16 protein-coding genes are annotated in these 16,989 nt (G+C 73.8%); 11 read left to right on the forward strand and 5 right to left on the reverse strand.

Annotation, left to right across the window (positions count from 1 at the left end; genetic code table 11):
- Window positions 1–138: 138 nt before the first annotated feature.
- A complete protein-coding gene (locus tag ABZX11_RS34490) occupies window positions 139–1,767 on the reverse strand; it encodes a DUF6345 domain-containing protein (RefSeq protein ID WP_354921080.1) in 1,629 nt (542 codons plus the stop codon).
- Window positions 1,768–1,995: 228 nt separating this feature from the next.
- On the opposite strand from ABZX11_RS34490, the gene ABZX11_RS34495 reads away from it, so the two are divergent.
- The 4 genes from ABZX11_RS34495 (at window position 1,996) to ABZX11_RS34510 (ending at window position 4,764) form a co-directional block, all read left to right on the forward strand.
- Window positions 1,996–2,310 carry a spore germination protein GerW family protein gene (locus ABZX11_RS34495; protein WP_176170068.1) on the forward strand — a complete coding sequence of 105 codons (315 nt, stop codon included), beginning with the start codon at window positions 1,996–1,998 and terminating at the stop codon, window positions 2,308–2,310.
- Window positions 2,311–2,383: 73 nt separating this feature from the next.
- A complete protein-coding gene (locus ABZX11_RS34500) occupies window positions 2,384–2,830 on the forward strand; it encodes a hypothetical protein (protein ID WP_354921084.1) in 447 nt (148 codons plus the stop codon).
- The gene (locus tag ABZX11_RS34505; RefSeq protein ID WP_354921087.1) at window positions 2,812–3,882 is read left to right on the forward strand and encodes a CehA/McbA family metallohydrolase; all 1,071 of its coding nucleotides are present in this window, start codon (window positions 2,812–2,814) and stop codon (window positions 3,880–3,882) included. The genes ABZX11_RS34500 and ABZX11_RS34505 overlap by 19 nt, the downstream gene beginning before the upstream one ends.
- Before the next feature lie 93 nt (window positions 3,883–3,975).
- Window positions 3,976–4,764 carry a hypothetical protein gene (locus ABZX11_RS34510; protein WP_354921090.1) on the forward strand — a complete coding sequence of 263 codons (789 nt, stop codon included), beginning with the start codon at window positions 3,976–3,978 and terminating at the stop codon, window positions 4,762–4,764.
- Here ABZX11_RS34510 and ABZX11_RS34515 read toward each other — a convergent pair.
- Window positions 4,754–5,983 (reverse strand): MFS transporter, encoded by a 1,230-nt coding sequence (locus tag ABZX11_RS34515; RefSeq protein WP_354921093.1) that lies wholly within the window; start codon window positions 5,981–5,983, stop codon window positions 4,754–4,756. The genes ABZX11_RS34510 and ABZX11_RS34515 overlap by 11 nt on opposite strands.
- A gap of 81 nt (window positions 5,984–6,064) precedes the next feature.
- Between ABZX11_RS34515 and ABZX11_RS34520 the strand changes: the two genes are divergently transcribed.
- Window positions 6,065–7,480: a PLP-dependent aminotransferase family protein gene (locus tag ABZX11_RS34520; RefSeq protein ID WP_354921096.1), complete on the forward strand. Its 1,416-nt coding sequence runs from the start codon at window positions 6,065–6,067 to the stop codon at window positions 7,478–7,480.
- On the opposite strand, the gene ABZX11_RS34525 is transcribed toward ABZX11_RS34520, so the two are convergent.
- Both ABZX11_RS34525 and ABZX11_RS34530 read right to left on the reverse strand, forming a co-directional pair.
- On the reverse strand, window positions 7,408–8,838 hold the full coding sequence (locus ABZX11_RS34525) for an MFS transporter (protein ID WP_354921099.1): 1,431 nt from the start codon (window positions 8,836–8,838) through the stop codon (window positions 7,408–7,410). The genes ABZX11_RS34520 and ABZX11_RS34525 overlap by 73 nt on opposite strands.
- 58 nt (window positions 8,839–8,896) lie before the next feature.
- A complete protein-coding gene (locus tag ABZX11_RS34530; protein ID WP_176170064.1) occupies window positions 8,897–9,370 on the reverse strand; it encodes an SRPBCC family protein in 474 nt (157 codons plus the stop codon).
- 162 nt (window positions 9,371–9,532) lie between these two features.
- On the opposite strand from ABZX11_RS34530, the gene ABZX11_RS34535 reads away from it, so the two are divergent.
- Window positions 9,533–10,048 carry a bifunctional nuclease family protein gene (locus ABZX11_RS34535; RefSeq protein ID WP_354921103.1) on the forward strand — a complete coding sequence of 172 codons (516 nt, stop codon included), beginning with the start codon at window positions 9,533–9,535 and terminating at the stop codon, window positions 10,046–10,048.
- A gap of 78 nt (window positions 10,049–10,126) precedes the next feature.
- The gene (locus ABZX11_RS34540; protein ID WP_354921106.1) at window positions 10,127–11,095 is read left to right on the forward strand and encodes a sigma-70 family RNA polymerase sigma factor; all 969 of its coding nucleotides are present in this window, start codon (window positions 10,127–10,129) and stop codon (window positions 11,093–11,095) included.
- Here ABZX11_RS34540 and ABZX11_RS34545 read toward each other — a convergent pair.
- Window positions 11,059–11,538, reverse strand: a complete 480-nt coding sequence (locus tag ABZX11_RS34545) for a DUF2087 domain-containing protein (RefSeq protein ID WP_176170061.1) — start codon at window positions 11,536–11,538, stop codon at window positions 11,059–11,061. The genes ABZX11_RS34540 and ABZX11_RS34545 overlap by 37 nt on opposite strands.
- Before the next feature lie 69 nt (window positions 11,539–11,607).
- On the opposite strand from ABZX11_RS34545, the gene ABZX11_RS34550 reads away from it, so the two are divergent.
- From ABZX11_RS34550 to ABZX11_RS34565, 4 genes are read left to right on the forward strand one after another with little or no spacing between them, the layout of a single operon-like run.
- Complete coding sequence (locus tag ABZX11_RS34550; RefSeq protein WP_354921109.1) at window positions 11,608–13,248, forward strand: fatty acyl-AMP ligase; 1,641 nt, start codon at window positions 11,608–11,610, stop codon at window positions 13,246–13,248.
- The gene (locus ABZX11_RS34555) at window positions 13,241–13,486 is read left to right on the forward strand and encodes an acyl carrier protein (protein ID WP_254896682.1); all 246 of its coding nucleotides are present in this window, start codon (window positions 13,241–13,243) and stop codon (window positions 13,484–13,486) included. Before ABZX11_RS34550 ends, ABZX11_RS34555 begins: the two co-directional genes overlap by 8 nt.
- 1 nt (window position 13,487) lies before the next feature.
- On the forward strand, window positions 13,488–13,805 hold the full coding sequence (locus ABZX11_RS34560; protein ID WP_176170058.1) for a hypothetical protein: 318 nt from the start codon (window positions 13,488–13,490) through the stop codon (window positions 13,803–13,805).
- Window positions 13,805–16,987, forward strand: a complete 3,183-nt coding sequence (locus ABZX11_RS34565; protein ID WP_354921114.1) for a WXG100 family type VII secretion target — start codon at window positions 13,805–13,807, stop codon at window positions 16,985–16,987. The genes ABZX11_RS34560 and ABZX11_RS34565 overlap by 1 nt, the downstream gene beginning before the upstream one ends.
- The last annotated feature ends 2 nt before the right edge of the window (window positions 16,988–16,989 follow it).

Consider the following 16,989-nt stretch of genomic DNA (forward strand, 5'->3'; position numbering starts at 1 on the left):
CGCTGCGCCCGGTCAACTCCCTGGTTTTTCTGTGGCCTTTTGTGCCGCCCGCGCTTACGTAGTATTACCAGCTTAACTCCCCCCGGGGGGCCCCCCCCCCCCCCGCGGGGGGCCCCCCCCGCCTCGTCCTCCCGGTGGTCAGCGCAGGGGTGCCTCCAGGACGTACCGCTTCGCGAGCCCCGCGCCGCAGTCGACTTCGACGGTCCGCCGGACCACCGGGGCGCCGTCGTCGCCGCGCAGCGCGTAGCCGACCGCCGTCGAGTCCGGGATGGTGCGGACCTCGGCGGGCACGCGGCCGCCGGCGGTGAGCCGGCGCAGCAGCCGCTGCAGCGGCGCGTCCAGCGCCTCCTCCACAGTGGACGGATCGCGGGTGGCCTCCGCGGCCGGCGGCGGCGCGGCGGGCGCGCCTTCGCCCAGCCGCTCGACCTCGCGGGTGGCGTCGACGATCGTCGTCACCGTGCCGCTGCCGTCGATGCCGACGCGCACCTCGCCGAGGCCGGGCGTGACGACGGGGTGACCGTCGACCAGCTGCGTGAACACCACGTGGGTCTCGCGCACCCGCGGGTCGGCGACGTCGCCCGCGGTGCCGCCCGCGTGGTACTGGTGGCGCACCTTGTCGGCCACCAGGTCGACCCGGTCGGCCAGGCCGAAGGTCTCGACGGCGTCCTGGGCGATCCGGACGGCCTCGTCCGCGCTCGGGGCGTCCCGGCCGCTGCCGTCGGCATCGGCGAAGGTGATCTCGCGGACGCCGCGGTGATCGACGCTCAGCCGCGGCCCGCCCTGGTCGGCGCCCAGCACGACGCCGTGCGGGCCCATCGCGCCGTCCGGGACCCCGCCGCCGAGCCGGACCCCGTAGTGCCCGGCCAGCTCGGCCAGCCGGGCCGCGGACAGCCGCGTCGGCGCGAACCGGGCGGTCTGCGCCGATCCGGGCAGCTCCAGCCGCGCCGCCCGGATGCTCCGGGCGGCGTCGTACCAGGTCCACCACCACCAGTTCTTCGACGCGGCGGCGGTCTGGAAGGAGCCTTCGTTCCACAGCCGGTCCTGCGCCTCGGCCTGCGTCGCCCCGCACGCGACGACCGAGGGCGCCTGGTGGTGGTCGATGTCCCACGACGCGTCCAGCCACGCCTTGCTGAACTTGTGGCCGTTGCCGTTCCACTTGCCGAAGAAGGAGGAGCCGTAGTCCGGGCTGTCGACGCTGGTCGTCTCGAAGCCGAAGATCATCCGCAGGCCGAGGTTGGCCGCGTCCCAGGTGCGGATCGGGCTGTTGCCGTCGCCGATGCGCAGCGAGAGGCAGGTGGAGAAGAACAGGTAGCGCGCGACCTCGTTGCCCAGCCGCATGTCGGCCGAGCTGGCCCAGGCCGAGCCGCCCCAGGTGCCGCCCATGGGCATCCAGAAGACCCCGTTGCCGTCCATGGTCCCGTGTCCGGAGTGGTACTCGGCGACGCAGGCGTCGAAGCCGTAGGTGTCCTGCCAGTCGTCGTACTGCTCGCCGTAGATCCACGACAGCACGCCGCCGTCGCGGTACCAGAAGTTCGGCGCGGTGAACTGCTTGACGTAATTGTAGAAACCAGCGGCGTCGTCATGGGTGTATGAAAGGTCGTTCATGCCGGGCGGGAAGTCCTCGATGGAGCAGACACCGTACCGGTTGGCGCCCCGATCGGCGGCCACCCCGCTCCCGGACCCGAACGGATCGGCCGAGGTCAGCCCCCGCGCGGCCGCGGGTGCTCCCGGTGGAGCGGTGACCACGCCGTTCTTGAGCAAAGCCATGATTCCTCCCCGTGGGTGGCAGAATGCAGCGAACGGACGGTAGCCGCCGAAGCGGTGAAAACATTCGAATACATCTTTTTGCCACACCTTCAGCGGAATTTTTTCAGCGCTGCACCGATTCCGTGGAACGTTTTTGCGTGCGGCACGGAGCCGGCCAGCCGGCACCGGCCACTGTGGACAGCTCGGCGGGAGGCGCACACGTCGGTCCGGGCGCGCGACACTGACGGGATGAAACTGGGGCAGCTGGCCGCGACGGCACGGGAGTTGTTCTCCGCCCGGCTCGTCTACGGCGAACCGGTCGAGCGCGACGGTGCCACCGTCATCCCGGCCGCCGCGGTGTCCGGGGGCGGGGGAGGAGGCGGCGGCGACGCCCTCCCCGTGCGGGACGGCGCCGGGTTCGGGGTGTTCGCCCGGCCCGTCGGGGCCTTCGTCGTCCGGGACGGCCGGGTCACCTGGGTGCCCGCCGTCGACGTCACGCGGCTCGGGCTGGCCGCCGCCGTCACCCTTGTCACGCTCGGCAGGATCCTGGCCAAGCGCCGCTGAAGCTGCCGAAAGTTCACCGCCGGTTCGCGCGCGCGTTCGCGAGGAGCGCCTAGCGTCCGATGCGGAGGTGCGCATGAACGACTTCAGCCGGCGGACACTGCTGCGGGCCGGTGGGGTGGCCGCGGCGGCCGGGATGCTGCCCGGCGTGGCGTTCGCCGGTCAGCCGGGCGGTACCAGCCGGACGCAGACCGTCACCGGCACGCTGGCACCCGACGTGCCCGACTGGTACTACCTGCCCGTCGACGTCCCGCGCGGCGTGCGGCAGATCGACGTCGTCTACTCCTACGACAAGCCCGCGGTGCCGTCCGGCACCCGCGGGAACGCCTGCGACATCGGCATCTTCGGCCCCGAGGGCCACGAAGCCGGCAACGCCCGCGGCTTCGCGGCTGGTCCGGCGGCTTCCGCGACCGCTTCTCGATCAGCGCGTCCGAAGCCACTCCCGGCTACCTCGCCGGCCCGATCCGCCCGGGGCGGTGGCACGTCATCCTCGGCCCGTACACCGTGGCGCCGCAGGGGCTGAACTACCGCGTGGACATCACGCTCACCTTCGGCCCGGACGGCCCGGCCTTCGTCCCGCACCCGGCACCGCAGACCGCGCCGGCCCGCGAGCGCGGCCGCGCCTGGTACCGCGGCGACAGCCACCTGCACACCGTCCACTCCGACGGCCGTCGCACGCCTGAGCAGCTCGTCGCCGACGCGCGGGCCGCGGGCCTCGACTTCATCGTCTCCACCGACCACAACACCTCCAGCTCGCAGCTGATCTGGGGCGACCACGCCGTCGACGACCTGCTGATCCTCAACGGCGAGGAGGTGACGACCCGGTCCGGGCACTGGCCCGCGATCGGCCTGCCCGCCGGCACCTGGATCGACTGGCGCTACCGCGCGGCCGACCCGCGGGACTTCCGGCGCTTCACCGACCAGGTGCACCGCGCCGGCGGGCTGGTCACCGCGGCCCACCCGTTCGCCAACTGCTTCGGCTGCACCTACGAATTCGCCTACGAGCTCGCCGACCTGGTCGAGGTGTGGAACGGCCCGTGGACCCAGGACGACGAGGCGAGCGTCATCCACTGGGACGGCCTGCTGCGCGGCGGCCGGTTCATCCCGGCGATCGGCGACTCCGACGCGCACAACCCCGACCAGCGCGTGGCCCTGCCGCACACGGTCGTGCTGGCCGACCGGCTGCGCCGCCAGGAGCTGCTCGCCGGGCTGAAGGCGGGACGTTCGTGGCTGGCGGAATCGGCGTCGGTCCAGCTGGACTTCACCGCCTCCGGCGGCGGCGCGAGCGCGGGCATCGGCGAGCGGCTCGCTGCGGGGACCGGGACACCGGTGACGGTCAAGGCCGTGGTGGCCGGCGTGCCGGGGACGACGGTGACGTTCCTCGACCAGCTCGGCCCGGAACACACCGAGCCGATCGGGGACTCCGGCGCGGCCACGGTCACCTGGACGACCTACCCGCGGTACAGCCGGTGGGTGCGCGTCGAGGTCCGCCGCCCGTCCGGTGGCCCGAACACCACGGTGCCCAACGCGATGGTGGCGATGTCCAACCCGATCTTCCTCGGCGCCGGTGACTGAACCCGCACCCGGGGCTCCGCGTCCTCCGTTTGGCAGACTGGTGCGAACGGGTGATGGGGAGGCAGGGTGCGCGGTTGTGGCCTGAAGGTGGCCATGGTCCTGGGGGCGGTCATCGTGCTGGCCGCGGGGATCGTCGTGGTGGTGGCGCTGACGCGCGGCTCGGTGAAGACGCCGGGGTGCACGGTCGCGCTGCCGGGGGACAACGCGACCGCCTACACGTTCACCCCGGAGCAGATGAACAACGCGGCGACGATCTCGGCGGTCGGCGCCAAGATGGGCCTGCCACCGCACGCGGCGACGGTCGCGCTCGCCACGGCGTTGCAGGAGTCGAAGCTGCGCAACCTCGAGGGCGGTGACCGCGACTCGGTCGGGCTCTTCCAGCAGCGGCCCAGCCAGGGCTGGGGCACGATCGCCCAGCTGCGCGACCCGGTCTACGCGGCGACGGAGTTCTACGAGAAGCTCGGGAAGCTGCCGAACTGGGAGACGCTGCCGATCACCGAGGCCGCCCAGGCGGTCCAGCGCTCGGGCGTCCCGGACGCGTACGCGCAGTGGGAGCCGCAGTCCCGCGCGATGGCGGCCGCGTTCAACGGCCAGTTCCCGGCCGCGCTGACCTGCCGCAACCTGACCCTGGCGGCCCCGGCCGACCTCGCCGCGGCGGCGACGGAGGAACTGGGCACGTCCCGGCTGAGCGGCGCCCACCCGGCGGCACAGGGCTGGACGTACGCGAGCTGGCTGGTCGGCCGCGCGGAGGCGCTGGGCGTGGACAAGGTGAGCTTCGCCGGCCGCACCTGGACGGCGGAATCCGGCGCGTGGACCGACGATTCCGCCGCGGGCCAGGACCTCTCCCTGCACCAGACGGCGGCGGCGCAGGTCAGCGAGTAGCCGGCCGGGTGGCCGCGGCCCAGCGGACCGCCGGCCCCATCGCCCAGCCCGCAACCAGGAACACCGCTCCGAGCAGCAGCCAGCCCGCGAGGCCCCCGCCGATGACCACCGTGCCCAGCAGGACCGGGCCGACGGCGCGGGCGACCGACGTCCCGCTGCCGAAGAAGCCCTGGTACTCGCCCTGCTTGTCCGCCGGGGCCAGCTCGAAGCCGATCTCCCACGAGCCCGCCGACTGCAGCAGCTCGCCGAGCACCTGCACCAGCGCCCCGGCCACGAGCACGGCGAACGCCACCGCCGGCGACGTCCCCAGCGCCGAAAGCGCGAACGCGACACACGAAACCAGCAGCAGCACACCCGACCGGCGCACCATCCGCGCCGCCGAGCCGAGCGACGTCAGCCTCCCGGCGACGCGGACCTGGAGGCCCACCACCAGGACCGTGTTCAGCACGAACAACGCCGACACCGTCCAGCCCGGCGCCGCGGTGCGCTCGACGATCCACAGCGGAATCCCGACGCTCAGCAGCGGCATGCGCAGCAGCAGGACCGCGTTGAGCAGCGTCACCAGCGCGTACGGCCGGTCGCGCAGCACCGCGGACTTCCGCGCACCCGGGTGCCCCGAAGTCCGCGGGACGGCCGGGAGCGCGTGCAGCAGCGCCGCCGTCACCACGAACGCCGCCGCGTCGAGGACGAACACCGTCAGGTACGCCGGCGCGGTGTCGGCCGAAAGCGCGAGGCCGCCCAGCCCGGCGCCGACGGCGAGCCCCGCGTTGCCCGCGGACTGCAGCTGCGCCCGCAGGCGCGTCCGCCGCTCCGGTTCGGCGAGGGCGGCCAGCAGCGCCTGGCGGACCGCGGCCAGCCCGGTCTGGCAGCTGCCGTAGAGGCACGCGGCCAGCACGAACGCCACCGGCGAGCGGACGACCAGGAACGCGAGGATCGAGGTGGCCGTCGCCAGGGCCAGCAGCACCGCCGAACCGCGGGCCCCGTGCCGGTCGGCCAGCCGCCCGAGCGGCACGCCCGCGACCGAACCCACCGCCCAGCCCAGCGTGAGGCCGAGCCCGACCTGCGCCGGGCTCAGCTCGGCGATCCGTGTGAAGAACAGCACCGAGCAGGTCAGGAACGCGCCGTCGCCGAGCGAGCCCGCCAGCTGGGCGGCGGCGAGCAGGCGGCCGGCCGGGCGGGTCTTCGGACGTTCGAGGCGCTGTTCGGGGAGCACGGTCATGGGAAGAACGTTAGGGCCGGACTTGGCCTGATCCCAGATCCAATTCCGACTATTCGCGTTGGGCCAATATAGGCTCGCCGGATGGACTTCCACGTCAGCCTGGCCGGCCGTGGCGACCTCAGCGTCCGCATCTACCGCCAGCTGCGCGACGCGGTGCTGGACGGCCGGTTGCGCGCGGGGGAGCGGCTGCCGCCGACGCGGGAGCTGGCCCGGCGCCTGGCCGTCTCGCGCAACACCGTCGCGGTCGCCTACGACCGCCTCACCGCCGACGGCTTCCTGACCGGCCGCGTCGGCGCGGGCACGTACGTCTGCGCGGAACTCCCCGCGCCGAAGCCGCGCAAGGCCCCTTCGGCGCGGGGGCCGCAGCCGACGGCCGTGTGGCGATCGCTCCCGTCGTCGGCCACCGCGGTGCCCGCCGCCCCGGCGTTCGACTTCCGCGTCGGCATCCCCGACGCCACCCTGTTCCCCCTCGACACCTGGCGGCGGCTGCTCGCGCGGGAACTCCGGGACACCGCCGGGTTCGCGCACTACGCCGGGCCCGCCGGCCACCCGGGGCTGCGGGCGGCGATCGCCCGGCACGTCGGCGTCTCCCGCTCGGTGCGGGCCGACGCCGACGACGTGCTGGTCACCCAGGGCGCCCAGCAGGCGCTGGACCTGCTGTGCCGGGTGCTGCTCGAACCGGGCGACCGGGTCGCCGTCGAAGAACCGGGCTACCGGATGGCGACGCTGCTCTTCGCCTCGCACGGCGCCGAAGTCGTCGGAGTGCCGGTGGACGGCGAAGGTCTCGACGTCGCCGCGCTGCCTTCGCGCACGAAGCTGGTGTACGTGACGCCGTCGCACCAGTTCCCGCTCGGCACGCCGATGTCCCTGGCCCGGCGCACGGCGTTGCTGGCGTGGGCGAACCGCGTCGGCGCGGTCGTCGTCGAAGACGACTACGACAGCGAATTCCGGTTCTCCGACCGGCCGCTGGAACCCCTGCAGAGCCTCGACCGCGACGGCCGGGTGGCCTACGTCGGATCGTTCTCGAAGACGTTGCTTCCCATGCTGCGCTTGGGTTTCCTGATCGCCCCGCCATCCCTGCGCGACGCTCTGCACCACGCCCGGCAGCTGTCGGGCTGGCACGGCGACGTGCCCGCGCAGGCCGCACTGGCGGGGTTCATCGACGAAGGCCTGTTCGCCCGCCACCTCCGCCGCGCGACGAAGGTCTACGCGGACCGCCACGAGCGCCTCACGACAGGGCTGGACCGCATCTTCGCCGGCCGCTTGCACCCGGTCCCGTCGGCGGCGGGCCTGCACCTGTGCGCCCTGGCCGAGGACGGGACGGACCTGGAACCGATCGCGGCCCGCGCGGCCGCAGCCGGAGCGGCGATCCAGACCCTGTCCGACCTCTGCGGCGGCCGCCCGCACCAGGGCGTGGTGCTGGGCTACGGCTCGATCCCTTCGGCGAGCATCGACGCCGGCCTCGCGGTGCTGGACGCGGCCTGGGGCTCGGCGTAGTGGTCCGTCCGCCGCCGCAGGGTGATCAGGGTTCCGCCGGCGCACGTCAGTGCCGCCGTCGCCAGGATCACCAGCCAGCCGTGCCGGAAATCCTCCAGGTCCGGGGTGCCCGCGAAGACCGCGACCAGCACCGCCGTCCCCAGCACCGTGCCCACCTGCCGCGCCGTGTTCACCATCGACGAGCCCGCGCCCCAGCGGGCCGACGGCAGCACCGTGCCCACCACCCCCGACAGGCTCGGCAGGATCAGCCCGACGCCCAGTCCGGTCAGCAGCTGGCCCGGCAGCATCGACGCCACGTAGTCGGGCTCCGATCCCATGCGCAGCACCCAGATCAGCACACCCGCGCCGAACGAGACGCCGCCGAGGGTGACCACCGGGCCCGGGCCGAAGCGGTGGACGAACCGGCTGCCGAGGATCGAGACCGGGACCACCACCAGCGGGCCCGGTGCCAGTGACAGCCCGGCCACCAGGATCGAGTCGTGCCAGACCGAGGTCAGGAACAGCACGTTGCCGAACAGCATCGCCGCGAAGCCGGCCGCGAACACCGCCGTGGTCAGGCAGGCCAGCCACAACGTCGGGACGCGCAGCGCCGGCAGGTCCAGCACCGGGACCGGGTGCCGGGCCGAGCGCAGCGGGACCCAGGCCAGCGCGACGGCCGCCACCGCGAACGCCAGCAGCACCGGCCGCGCGCCCCAGCCCTGGTCGGACGCCTCCACCAGCGCGTAGGCCAGCGCGCCCACGCCCACCAGCAGCCCGGCCGCGCCCAGGACGTCCGGGACGCCGGTCGAGGTGTCCCGCGACTCGCGCAGCACCCGCGGCCCGGCCAGCAGCGTCAGTGCGCACACCGGCAGGTTCACCAGGAACACCCAGCGCCAGGACGCTTCGACGAGCAGACCGCCGACCGGCGGGCCCAGAGCCGCGGCGGCGGCGCCCACCGACGCCCAGACCCCGACCGCGACCGGACGCCGGTGCGGCGGGAACGCCGTCAGCAGCAGCGCCAGCGACGTCGGCATCACGAGCGCGGCGCCGATGGCCTGCACCGCGCGGAAGGCGATCAGCACGCCGATCGACGGCGCGGCCGCGCACGCCGCCGAAGCGAGGGTGAACACCGCGACACCGATGAGGAACAGCCGGCGGCGGCCGTAGCGGTCGGCCAGCCGCCCGGCCGGGGCGAGGCAGGCCGCGAACAGCACCGTGTAGCCGTTGAGCACCCACGACAACGTCGCCAGGTCGCCGGGGAACGCGGCCCGGATGCCGGGGAAGGCGATCGTGACGATGAACGTGTCCAGGCTCGCCAGGAACGCGGCCGTCGAGACGACGAGCAGCACGAGGCCGGGCTTCGGCGGGGCGTGGGTCATGGTCCTCCTAGGTTCAATAAGACAACCTAGCTGGACCCAGTGAGTTTCAACAAGAGACTCAGGCGGCAGCTCGCTCCTCGGCCCGCGTCTTCAGCGCGGCCAGGGTGTGTTCGATCGACCGGACGTTGTACCCGGGGCGGTCGGCGCGGCCGGTGACCCGCGGCCCCATGAACTTCCGCACCACCCAGCTGCCGATCCGGTACCAGTTCTCGGTGACGACGCAGCCGCCGGTGGCCGGCGCCAGCACGTACTCCCAGCGCGAGACCCGCGAGCCGAACGGCGTGCGCACGTCGAAGGCGAACCGGCGGCCCGGCTCGAACGCGACCACCCGCACCCGCGTCCACCACTGCAGCTCGCCGTTGCGGTTGCGGCCGCGGAACCGCGCGCCGAGGGCGGGCCCGGTGCCGTCGAGCCAGCGGCCGCCGACGTTCTCCGGGCTCAGCTCGCCCATCCGCGGCAGGTCGGTGACCCAGGACCACACCGTGCCGGGGTCGGCGGAGACGGTCACACTGCGCGAAATCGTCGGTTCCACGCTCCGACGGTGACAGCGGCCGCCGCGGCCGGGCAAGGCGCCGGAGCGGAGTCCGCACCCGAGAAGAGCCGCTCCGGGAAAACCGGGCCGCCGGATCGGGGTTGCGAAACCCCGGTAGTGGGTATTACGCGCGCGGAGCAGTCCCACGACACGGAGGGTGCGGTGGTCAGCGTGATCCCGATCGAAGTGGTGGGGATGGCCGTTCCGGTACCCGGTGAGGCGCCCCTGATGCTGCTGCGCGAGCCGGAAGGTGCGCGCCGGTGGCTGGCGATCATGATCGGGTACGGCGAAGCCGAAGCTCTCGTGCGCGCGCGGGAACAGATCGCGCAGCCGCGTCCCGGCACCATCGAACTGCTCGGAGACGTGCTCGCCGCGTTCGGCCAGGGGCTCGCCGCGGTCGAGCTGACCGAGGTCCGCGACGGCATCTTCTACGCCGACCTGGTGCTCGCCTCCGGCACCCGCGTCTCGGCCCGCCCGAGCGACGCGGTCGCACTGGGCCTGCGCCAGGGCGCGCCCATCCGCGTCGCCGAAGAGGTGCTGGACGTCGCGTCCGTGCAGCTGGAGGTCGAGCAGGAGACCGAAGGACCGGCCGCCGACGTGCTGGACACCGAGGCCGAGGTCGAGCGGTTCCGCGCCGAGCTCGACGGCCTGCGGCCGGAGGACTTCGACGACCTGTAGCAAGATTTTCTCCCGACGGCGATGAATTCCGGCGACGGCGCCGGTACACCCACCGCGGCCGCCGGCGACGGGAGAACGATGCAGGATTTCGCGACGCGCACCGAACCGCACCGGCGCGAGCTGCTGGCGCACTGCTACCGCATGCTCGGCTCGGTCCACGAGGCCGAGGACTTGGTGCAGGAGACGCTGGTCCGCGCGTGGAAGGCGTGGGACGGCTACGACCCCGCCCGCGCTTCGGTGCGCACCTGGCTCTACCGGATCGCCACCAACGCCTGCCTCACCGCGCTCGAAGGCCGCGCCCGGCGGCCGCTGCCGTCCGGGCTCGGCGGCCCGGGCGACGACCCGGGTGCCCCGCTGACACCGTCGTTCGACGTCCCCTGGCTGCAGCCGTTCCCGGACGCCCGCCTCGACGACCCCGGCCGCCGCCTCGCCCGCCGCGGCACGCTCCGGCTGGCCCTGCTGGCGGCGATGCAGACCCTGCCGCCCAAGCAGCGCGCGGTGCTGATCCTGCGGGACGTCCTGGAGTTCAGCGCGGCCGAGGTGGCCGGCTTCCTCGACACGACCCCGGCCGCGGTGAACAGCGCTCTGCAACGCGCCCGGGCGGGCCTCGGCGGCCTGTCGGCCGAAGCGGTGCCCGAGCCCGACGACGCCGCGGTCGAAGCGGTGCTGGACCGCTACGTGCGCGCGTTCGAGCGCGCCGACGTCGCCGGGCTGGTCGAGCTGCTCACCGACGACGTCGTCATGGAGATGCCGCCGGTGCCGCTGTGGTTCCGCGGCCGCGAGGACTACGGCCGGTTCATGGAGCGCCTGTTCGGCATGCGCGGCCCGGAGTGGTGCCTGACGCGCACGGCGGCCAACGGGCTGCCGGCGCTCGTGGCCTACTGCCGCGACGACACCGGCGTGTTCCGGCTGCACACCCTGCAGGTGTTCACCGTGCGGGGCGGACGGGTCGCGCACAACGTCGTGTTCGCCGATCCGGCCGTCCTGGCGCTGTTCGACCTGCCCGCGGCTCAGCCGGCGGCGCGCGCTTCCGACGGACGGCCGTAGGCGCCGCCGTCGTTGCTGCGCTGCAGCAGGCCTTCGTCGACGAGGTAGCGGCGCAGCGTCGCGTGGTCGTCGTGGACCATCGAGAGCTTCTCGCGGACGTCCTGCTCCGTGTAGAGCCGGCCCGGCTCGAAGCGCTCGGCCAGGTGCGCCAGCAGCAGCTGCCGCCGACGGCCCGAGTGCGGGATCGAGACGAGCCTGCCGTGGCGGAAGAGCGCGTCGAGCGGATCGACCGGGGCCTTGGCGAGCGCGTCGCGGAACACCGACGGCACGGCCCGGTAGCGGCCACCGGCTTCGGTGACGAGCCCGGCGTCGACGAGCCGCTTGGCGGGCTTGGCCGGGGCGGCGGCCGCCTCGAGCCCGTCGGGGGCGGTGCAGATGCGGGCGAAGAGCTGCAGCCGGTCTTCGTCCGCCAGGGCGGAGACCAGCGCTTCCGGTACGGCCATGGTCTGCGACCGTACCCGCGCTCGCCCCGGGGGTGAACCGGGTTTCCGGGGGCCGGTAGGTTGCCCGGCGTGCCCCGTCCGACCGCGCCGGTGACCGTGCCCGAGGCCGTGCTGCGCACCTCGATCGTCGAGCACCTGTTCGCCAGGGCCGGCGACGACCGGCCGCTGTTCACCCACCAGGACCACACCCGCGGCGCGGAACACACGCTGACGTGGGCGGAGTTCGCGGCCCGGGTCCGGGTGGTGGCGGGCGAGCTGCGCCGGGTGGCCGCGCCGGGGGAGCGCGTCGCGATCCTCGCGGGCCAGGAACTCGCCTACCCGCTGGCGTTCTTCGGCGCGCTGGCCGCCGGCCTGATCGCCGTCCCGCTGATGGTGCCCGGGAACCCGGCGCAGGCGGACCGGCTCGCCGGCGTGCTGGCCGACGCGGACGCGCGCGTGTGGCTGACGTCGGCGGCCGAGGTGGCGCGGCTGCCCGCGCACGAGCACGTCGTGGTGGTCGACGAGCTCACCGGCCCGGGCGCCGATCCGGTGCCGGTCACCCCGGACAGCCCGGCCTACCTGCAGTACACGTCCGGGTCGACGCGCGAGCCGGCGGGCGCGGTGATCCCGCACCGCGCGATCGTCGCCGCCTGCTGGCAGGGCAGCCTCGCCTACGACGTCGACGCCGGCACCACCTGCGCCGGCTGGATCCCCTTCTTCCACGACATGGGCCTGATCCAGCTGCTGTGCCTGCCGGTCTTCGCCGGCGGCCGGGCGGTGTTCATGGCCCCGGCCGAGTTCGTGCACCGGCCGCTGCGGTGGCTGCGGCAGCTGGCGGACCACCCGGCGGTCTTCACCGCCGCGCCGAACTTCGCCTACGACCTCGCCGCCGACAGCTACGCGGGCGAAGACCTCGACCTGTCCGGCGTCCGGGTCGCGCTCAACGGCAGCGAACCGGTCCGGCCGGGCACGATCGAGCGCTTCCACGAGGTGTTCGGGCCCCGCGGCTTCCCACGCGCGGCGCACCGGCCGTCCTACGGGCTCGCCGAAGCGACCGTGTACGTCGCGAGCGCGGGCGAGGAAGGGCCGCGCGGCGCGGTGTTCGACCGCGAAGCCCTCGCGCAGGGCCGGGCCGTGGAAACCGACGGCGGGCAGGAGCTCGTGTCGGTCGGCCGTCCGGTCGGGCAGCTGGTCCGGATCGTCCACGAGGGCCGGGAACAGCCCGAAGGCCTGGTCGGCGAGGTCTGGGTGCACGGCCCGAACGTCGCGGACGGCTACTGGGGCCGCGGCGACGCCACCGCGTTCGGGGCCACCCTCGACGGCCTCGGCGGCTGGCTGCGCACCGGCGACCTCGGCGTCGTGCACCGCGGCGACCTCTACATCACGGGACGGCTCAAGGACCTCATCGTCATCGACGGCCGCAACTTCCACCCGCAGGACATCGAAGCCTCGGCCGGGGAGGCCCACCCGGCGATCCGCCGCGACCGCGTCGCGGCGTTCGGCGTCACCGACTCCGGCGGCGAAGGCGCCGTGGTGGTGGCCGAGCGGGTCCGGGGCGCCGCGGCGGACGACCGCGAGGTGACCCGGGCGGTGCTGCGCGCGGTGTCGCGCGAACACGGGCTCACCCTCCGGGCGGTACGTCTGGTCCCTTCCGGTGGACTTCCGCGCACATCCAGCGGCAAGGTCGCCCGGTCGGCCGCGAAAGCACGTTATGGTGGCGACCGTGGGTGATCACCGCGCCGAGGTCACGAAGGTCGTCTGCGACACCTTCCGGCTCGACCCGGCTCTCGTCGAGCCCGACGCGCCCCTGGAGGAGCTGGGCATCGACTCGAAGGGCCGGATCAAGCTGCTGGCGGCGCTGGAGATCTATTACGGCGTGACGATCGACCTGGACCGGCTCGACCGGTTCACCGACGTGGGGTCCGTGGCCGAAGTGCTCGCGGACGCACTGAGAGGCAAGGGGCGCTGACATGAGCGGCGGGGGGTACACCGCGACGACCGAGGCGTTGTCGGCGGCGTCCAAGACCATCGGGGACCTGGCGGAACACCTGCTGGACGACAACCCGGACCTGCAGACACCGCAGGTGACGGCGGAGAAGTTCGGCCGCGCGCACGGCGCGCACGCCACCAAGTACACCGCCGGCGCGCAGGCACTGTGGGCCGCGGTCTCCGGCTACAGCAGCACCCTCGGCTCCTTCGGCACGAACCTCGGCACCGCCGGGTCGAGCTACAGCGCCAACGAGGACAACCAGTCCGGTGCGATCACCAACGCCGGGGGCTCGCTCTGATGGCCGAAAAGAAGAAGTGGTCCGACGTCAAGGCGATCCTGGACGACCCGAGCGTGCCGCCGCAGCAGAAGAGCGCGCTGATCAGCAGCTGGCTGCGGGAAAACCCGCCACCGCCGCCGTTCCTGGCCGACCAGGAGCCGGACGAGATCAAGCAGAAGCGGCAGGAAGCCGAGAAGTACGCGAACGCGTACAACGCCAACCCGCTGTTCGCCGGCCAGTCGGTCGACGAGGCCTACGATAAGGCGAAGCAGAGCGGCGACCAGAACAGCTACAACGAAGACCAGGAGAAGAAGGCCGTCGACGACGGCAAGAAGAAGCTCGACGAGACGAAGCCGCCCGCGGCCGACAGCAGCGGTGAAGGCGGCAGCGGGACGAAGACGTCGGACGAGATCTTCGACGCCGCCGCGCCCGCGCTCAAGCTGTTCGAGACCTTCGGCTCGCTCCTGGCGAAGATCCCGGCCGACTGCCGCGGCAACACCCGCGCGCTCGACCTCGACAAGGACATCCGCACGCCGTTCGACGAGCAGCGCGGGATCAGCTTCGCCGACTTCGTCGCCGACGCCGGGCACTTCAAGCGCGGTTCGGAGACCGTGGACCGGACGCTGGAGGACACCGGCTCCCAGCTGGGCACCCTGTACCAGAGCTGGAGCGGCGCGGGTGCGGACGCCGCGTCGGACGCCTACAACGACAAGATCCAGCCGAAGGCCGCGAAGCTGTCCCAGACGCTCGGCAACGCGAGCGAGGCGACGCTGAACACGGCGACGACGGTGTTCCAGCTCTGCAAGGGCAAGGCCGACGCGGTCATCGGGATGTACACCGACCTGGTCGGCAAGGCCGACTACACGATGGCGCAGAAGGTCGTCGCGGTCGCCAGCGGCGAGCACGGCAACGAGCAGGACCTGGCCCAGATCGCGGGCTGGATGGACCTCAACTTCGGCACCAACCTGGTCAAGACGCTCAACGACCAGGGCTGCTGCGACGGCGACGAGATCAAGAAGCACGGCCAGGACCTGGCCAAGCAGTGGATCCAGAACCAGTTCAACCCCGACATGTGGGACCGGCTGTACCAGGGCTTCGTGAAGACCTGCAAGGACACGAAGGACCTCGTCGACCAGGCCTACGACGCGCTCGACAAGGTGATGGGCGGGATCCGGAACGAGTTCGAGGGCGTTTCGCTGCCCGGCGGGCCGGGGTCGACCGGTGGTACCGGCGGCGGGACCGGCTCGGGCGGTTCGGGCTCGGGTACGGGTGGCTCGGGGACGGCCGGTGGCTCGGGCGGCGGTCCCGGTGGCTCGGGGACGGGTGGTTCCGGTTCGGGTGGTTCCGGCGGTGGGTCCGGCTCGGTGCCGCCGATCCCGGAGACGAGCGGGGGTTCCGGTGCCGGCGTGTCCGGTGGCGGCTCGGGGGCCGGTGGCGGCTCCGGAACGGACCTGCCCAGCGACGCCGGTGGCGGCAGCGGTTCCGGCTCGGGCAGCGGTTCGGGTGGCGGTGGCGGTTCGGTGCCGCCGATCCCGGAAACCTCGGGGGCGTCCGGTGGCGGCTCCGTGGGCGGCGGGTCCGGTGGCGGCTCCGGCGGGGGCTCCGACGCCCCGGGCGGCCAGGACGACGGCGCGGCCGCGGCCGAAGCGGCCAAGCAGCAGGCGGCGCAGGAAGCCGAGGCGGCCAAGCAGAAGGCCGCGGACGCGCTGAAGGAGTTCAGCGGGCCGGGCATCCAGACGGACTCCGGCGCCGGGCTCGGCTCGGGTGGCGGCTCCGGTTCCGGCGGCGGCTCGGGTACGGGCGGCCTTCCGGAGTCCGACGGCACGACACCGTCTTCGGTGCCGCCGCCGTCCGACAGCGGCCAGGACGCCGCGGCCGCGGCGGCCGAGGCGGCGAAGAAGAAGGCCGCGGACGCGTTGAAGGAGTTCAGCGGCCCGGGCATCCAGACCGACTCCGGCGACGGCGCGGGCAGCCTCGGCGGGGGATCCGGCGGCGGCTCGGGCCCGGGTGACGGCGAAGACGGCAAGGCCGACGCCGAACAGGCCGCGGAGGACGCGAAGAAGAAGGCCGCGGACGCGCTCAAGGAGTTCGGCGGCCCGGGCATCGAGACCGATCCCGGCGGCAAGCCCGACGGCCTGCTCGGCGAAGACGGCCAGGGCGCGGACGGCAAGGGTGACGACGACCCGGACGTCCTGAAGGTCAAGCAGGGCGACAAGACCTTCGAGATGACCGAGCCGGACCGCGACGGCAAGATGGACATCAAGGTCGGCGACGGAACGGGCGAGCCGAAGGACTTCAAGCTCGACTGGTCGGGCGACAAGCCCGCCGACGGTCCACAAGGGACGGACGCCGGCACCTACTGCCCCGGCCCGGACGGCAAGATCCACATCCGCGACGGCGAACTGCAGATCACCGCCGAGCGGCCCGACGGCCCGGACGGCCCCACGGTGGTCACGGTCGACGACGGCAAGGGCACCCCGACGACGTACACGCTGGGCGAGGACGACAAGCCGGGCAGCAGCGCCCTCGGCGACACGCCCGAGAAGCGGCTCGACGACCTGCCGACGCACCGGGGAACGCTCGCGGACCTGACGGCCCCCGACGGCGCCGACCCGACTTCGCCCGGCGGCGCCCACGACGGCTCGCACCACGGCGGCTCGAACGACCCCGGCGGCGCCCACTCCGGCGGTGCGGACGGTGCTTCGGGCGCGCACCACAGCGGCCTCAACGACCCGACTTCACCCGGCGGCGCCCACGGCGGCTCGCACTCCGGCGGCGCGGACGGTGCCCCCGGCGGCGGGGCCCACGGCGGCGGCGGTGGCGCCCACCCGGCCGGCATCGGCGGCGGCTCACACGGCGCTCCCGGCTTCTCCGGCGGCGGCTTCGAACCGTCCGGCGCCGGGCTCGGCGACTCACCCGTCTCCGGCGGGGCCCACACCGGGGCCGGCGCCATGCCGAGCCAGCCCGCTCCCGCCTTCGCCGCGGCGAGCGGCGCGCCCGGTGCCCCCGGCTCGTCGATGTCCGGGATGCCCGGCATGGGGGCCATGGGTGGTGCCCACGGCGGCGGCGGTGGCGGCGACACCGAGCGCCGCTCGTCCGCCTACCGGATCGACGGCGCCGTCTTCGACAACCTCGGTGAGCCGGGGCGGCGGATCATCGGCTCGCTCGACGACGAAGAACCGCCGTCCAAGCGGACCTGGTAGGA

Source organism: Amycolatopsis sp. NPDC004169, assembly GCF_040610315.1.
Classification (GTDB): domain Bacteria; phylum Actinomycetota; class Actinomycetes; order Mycobacteriales; family Pseudonocardiaceae; genus Amycolatopsis.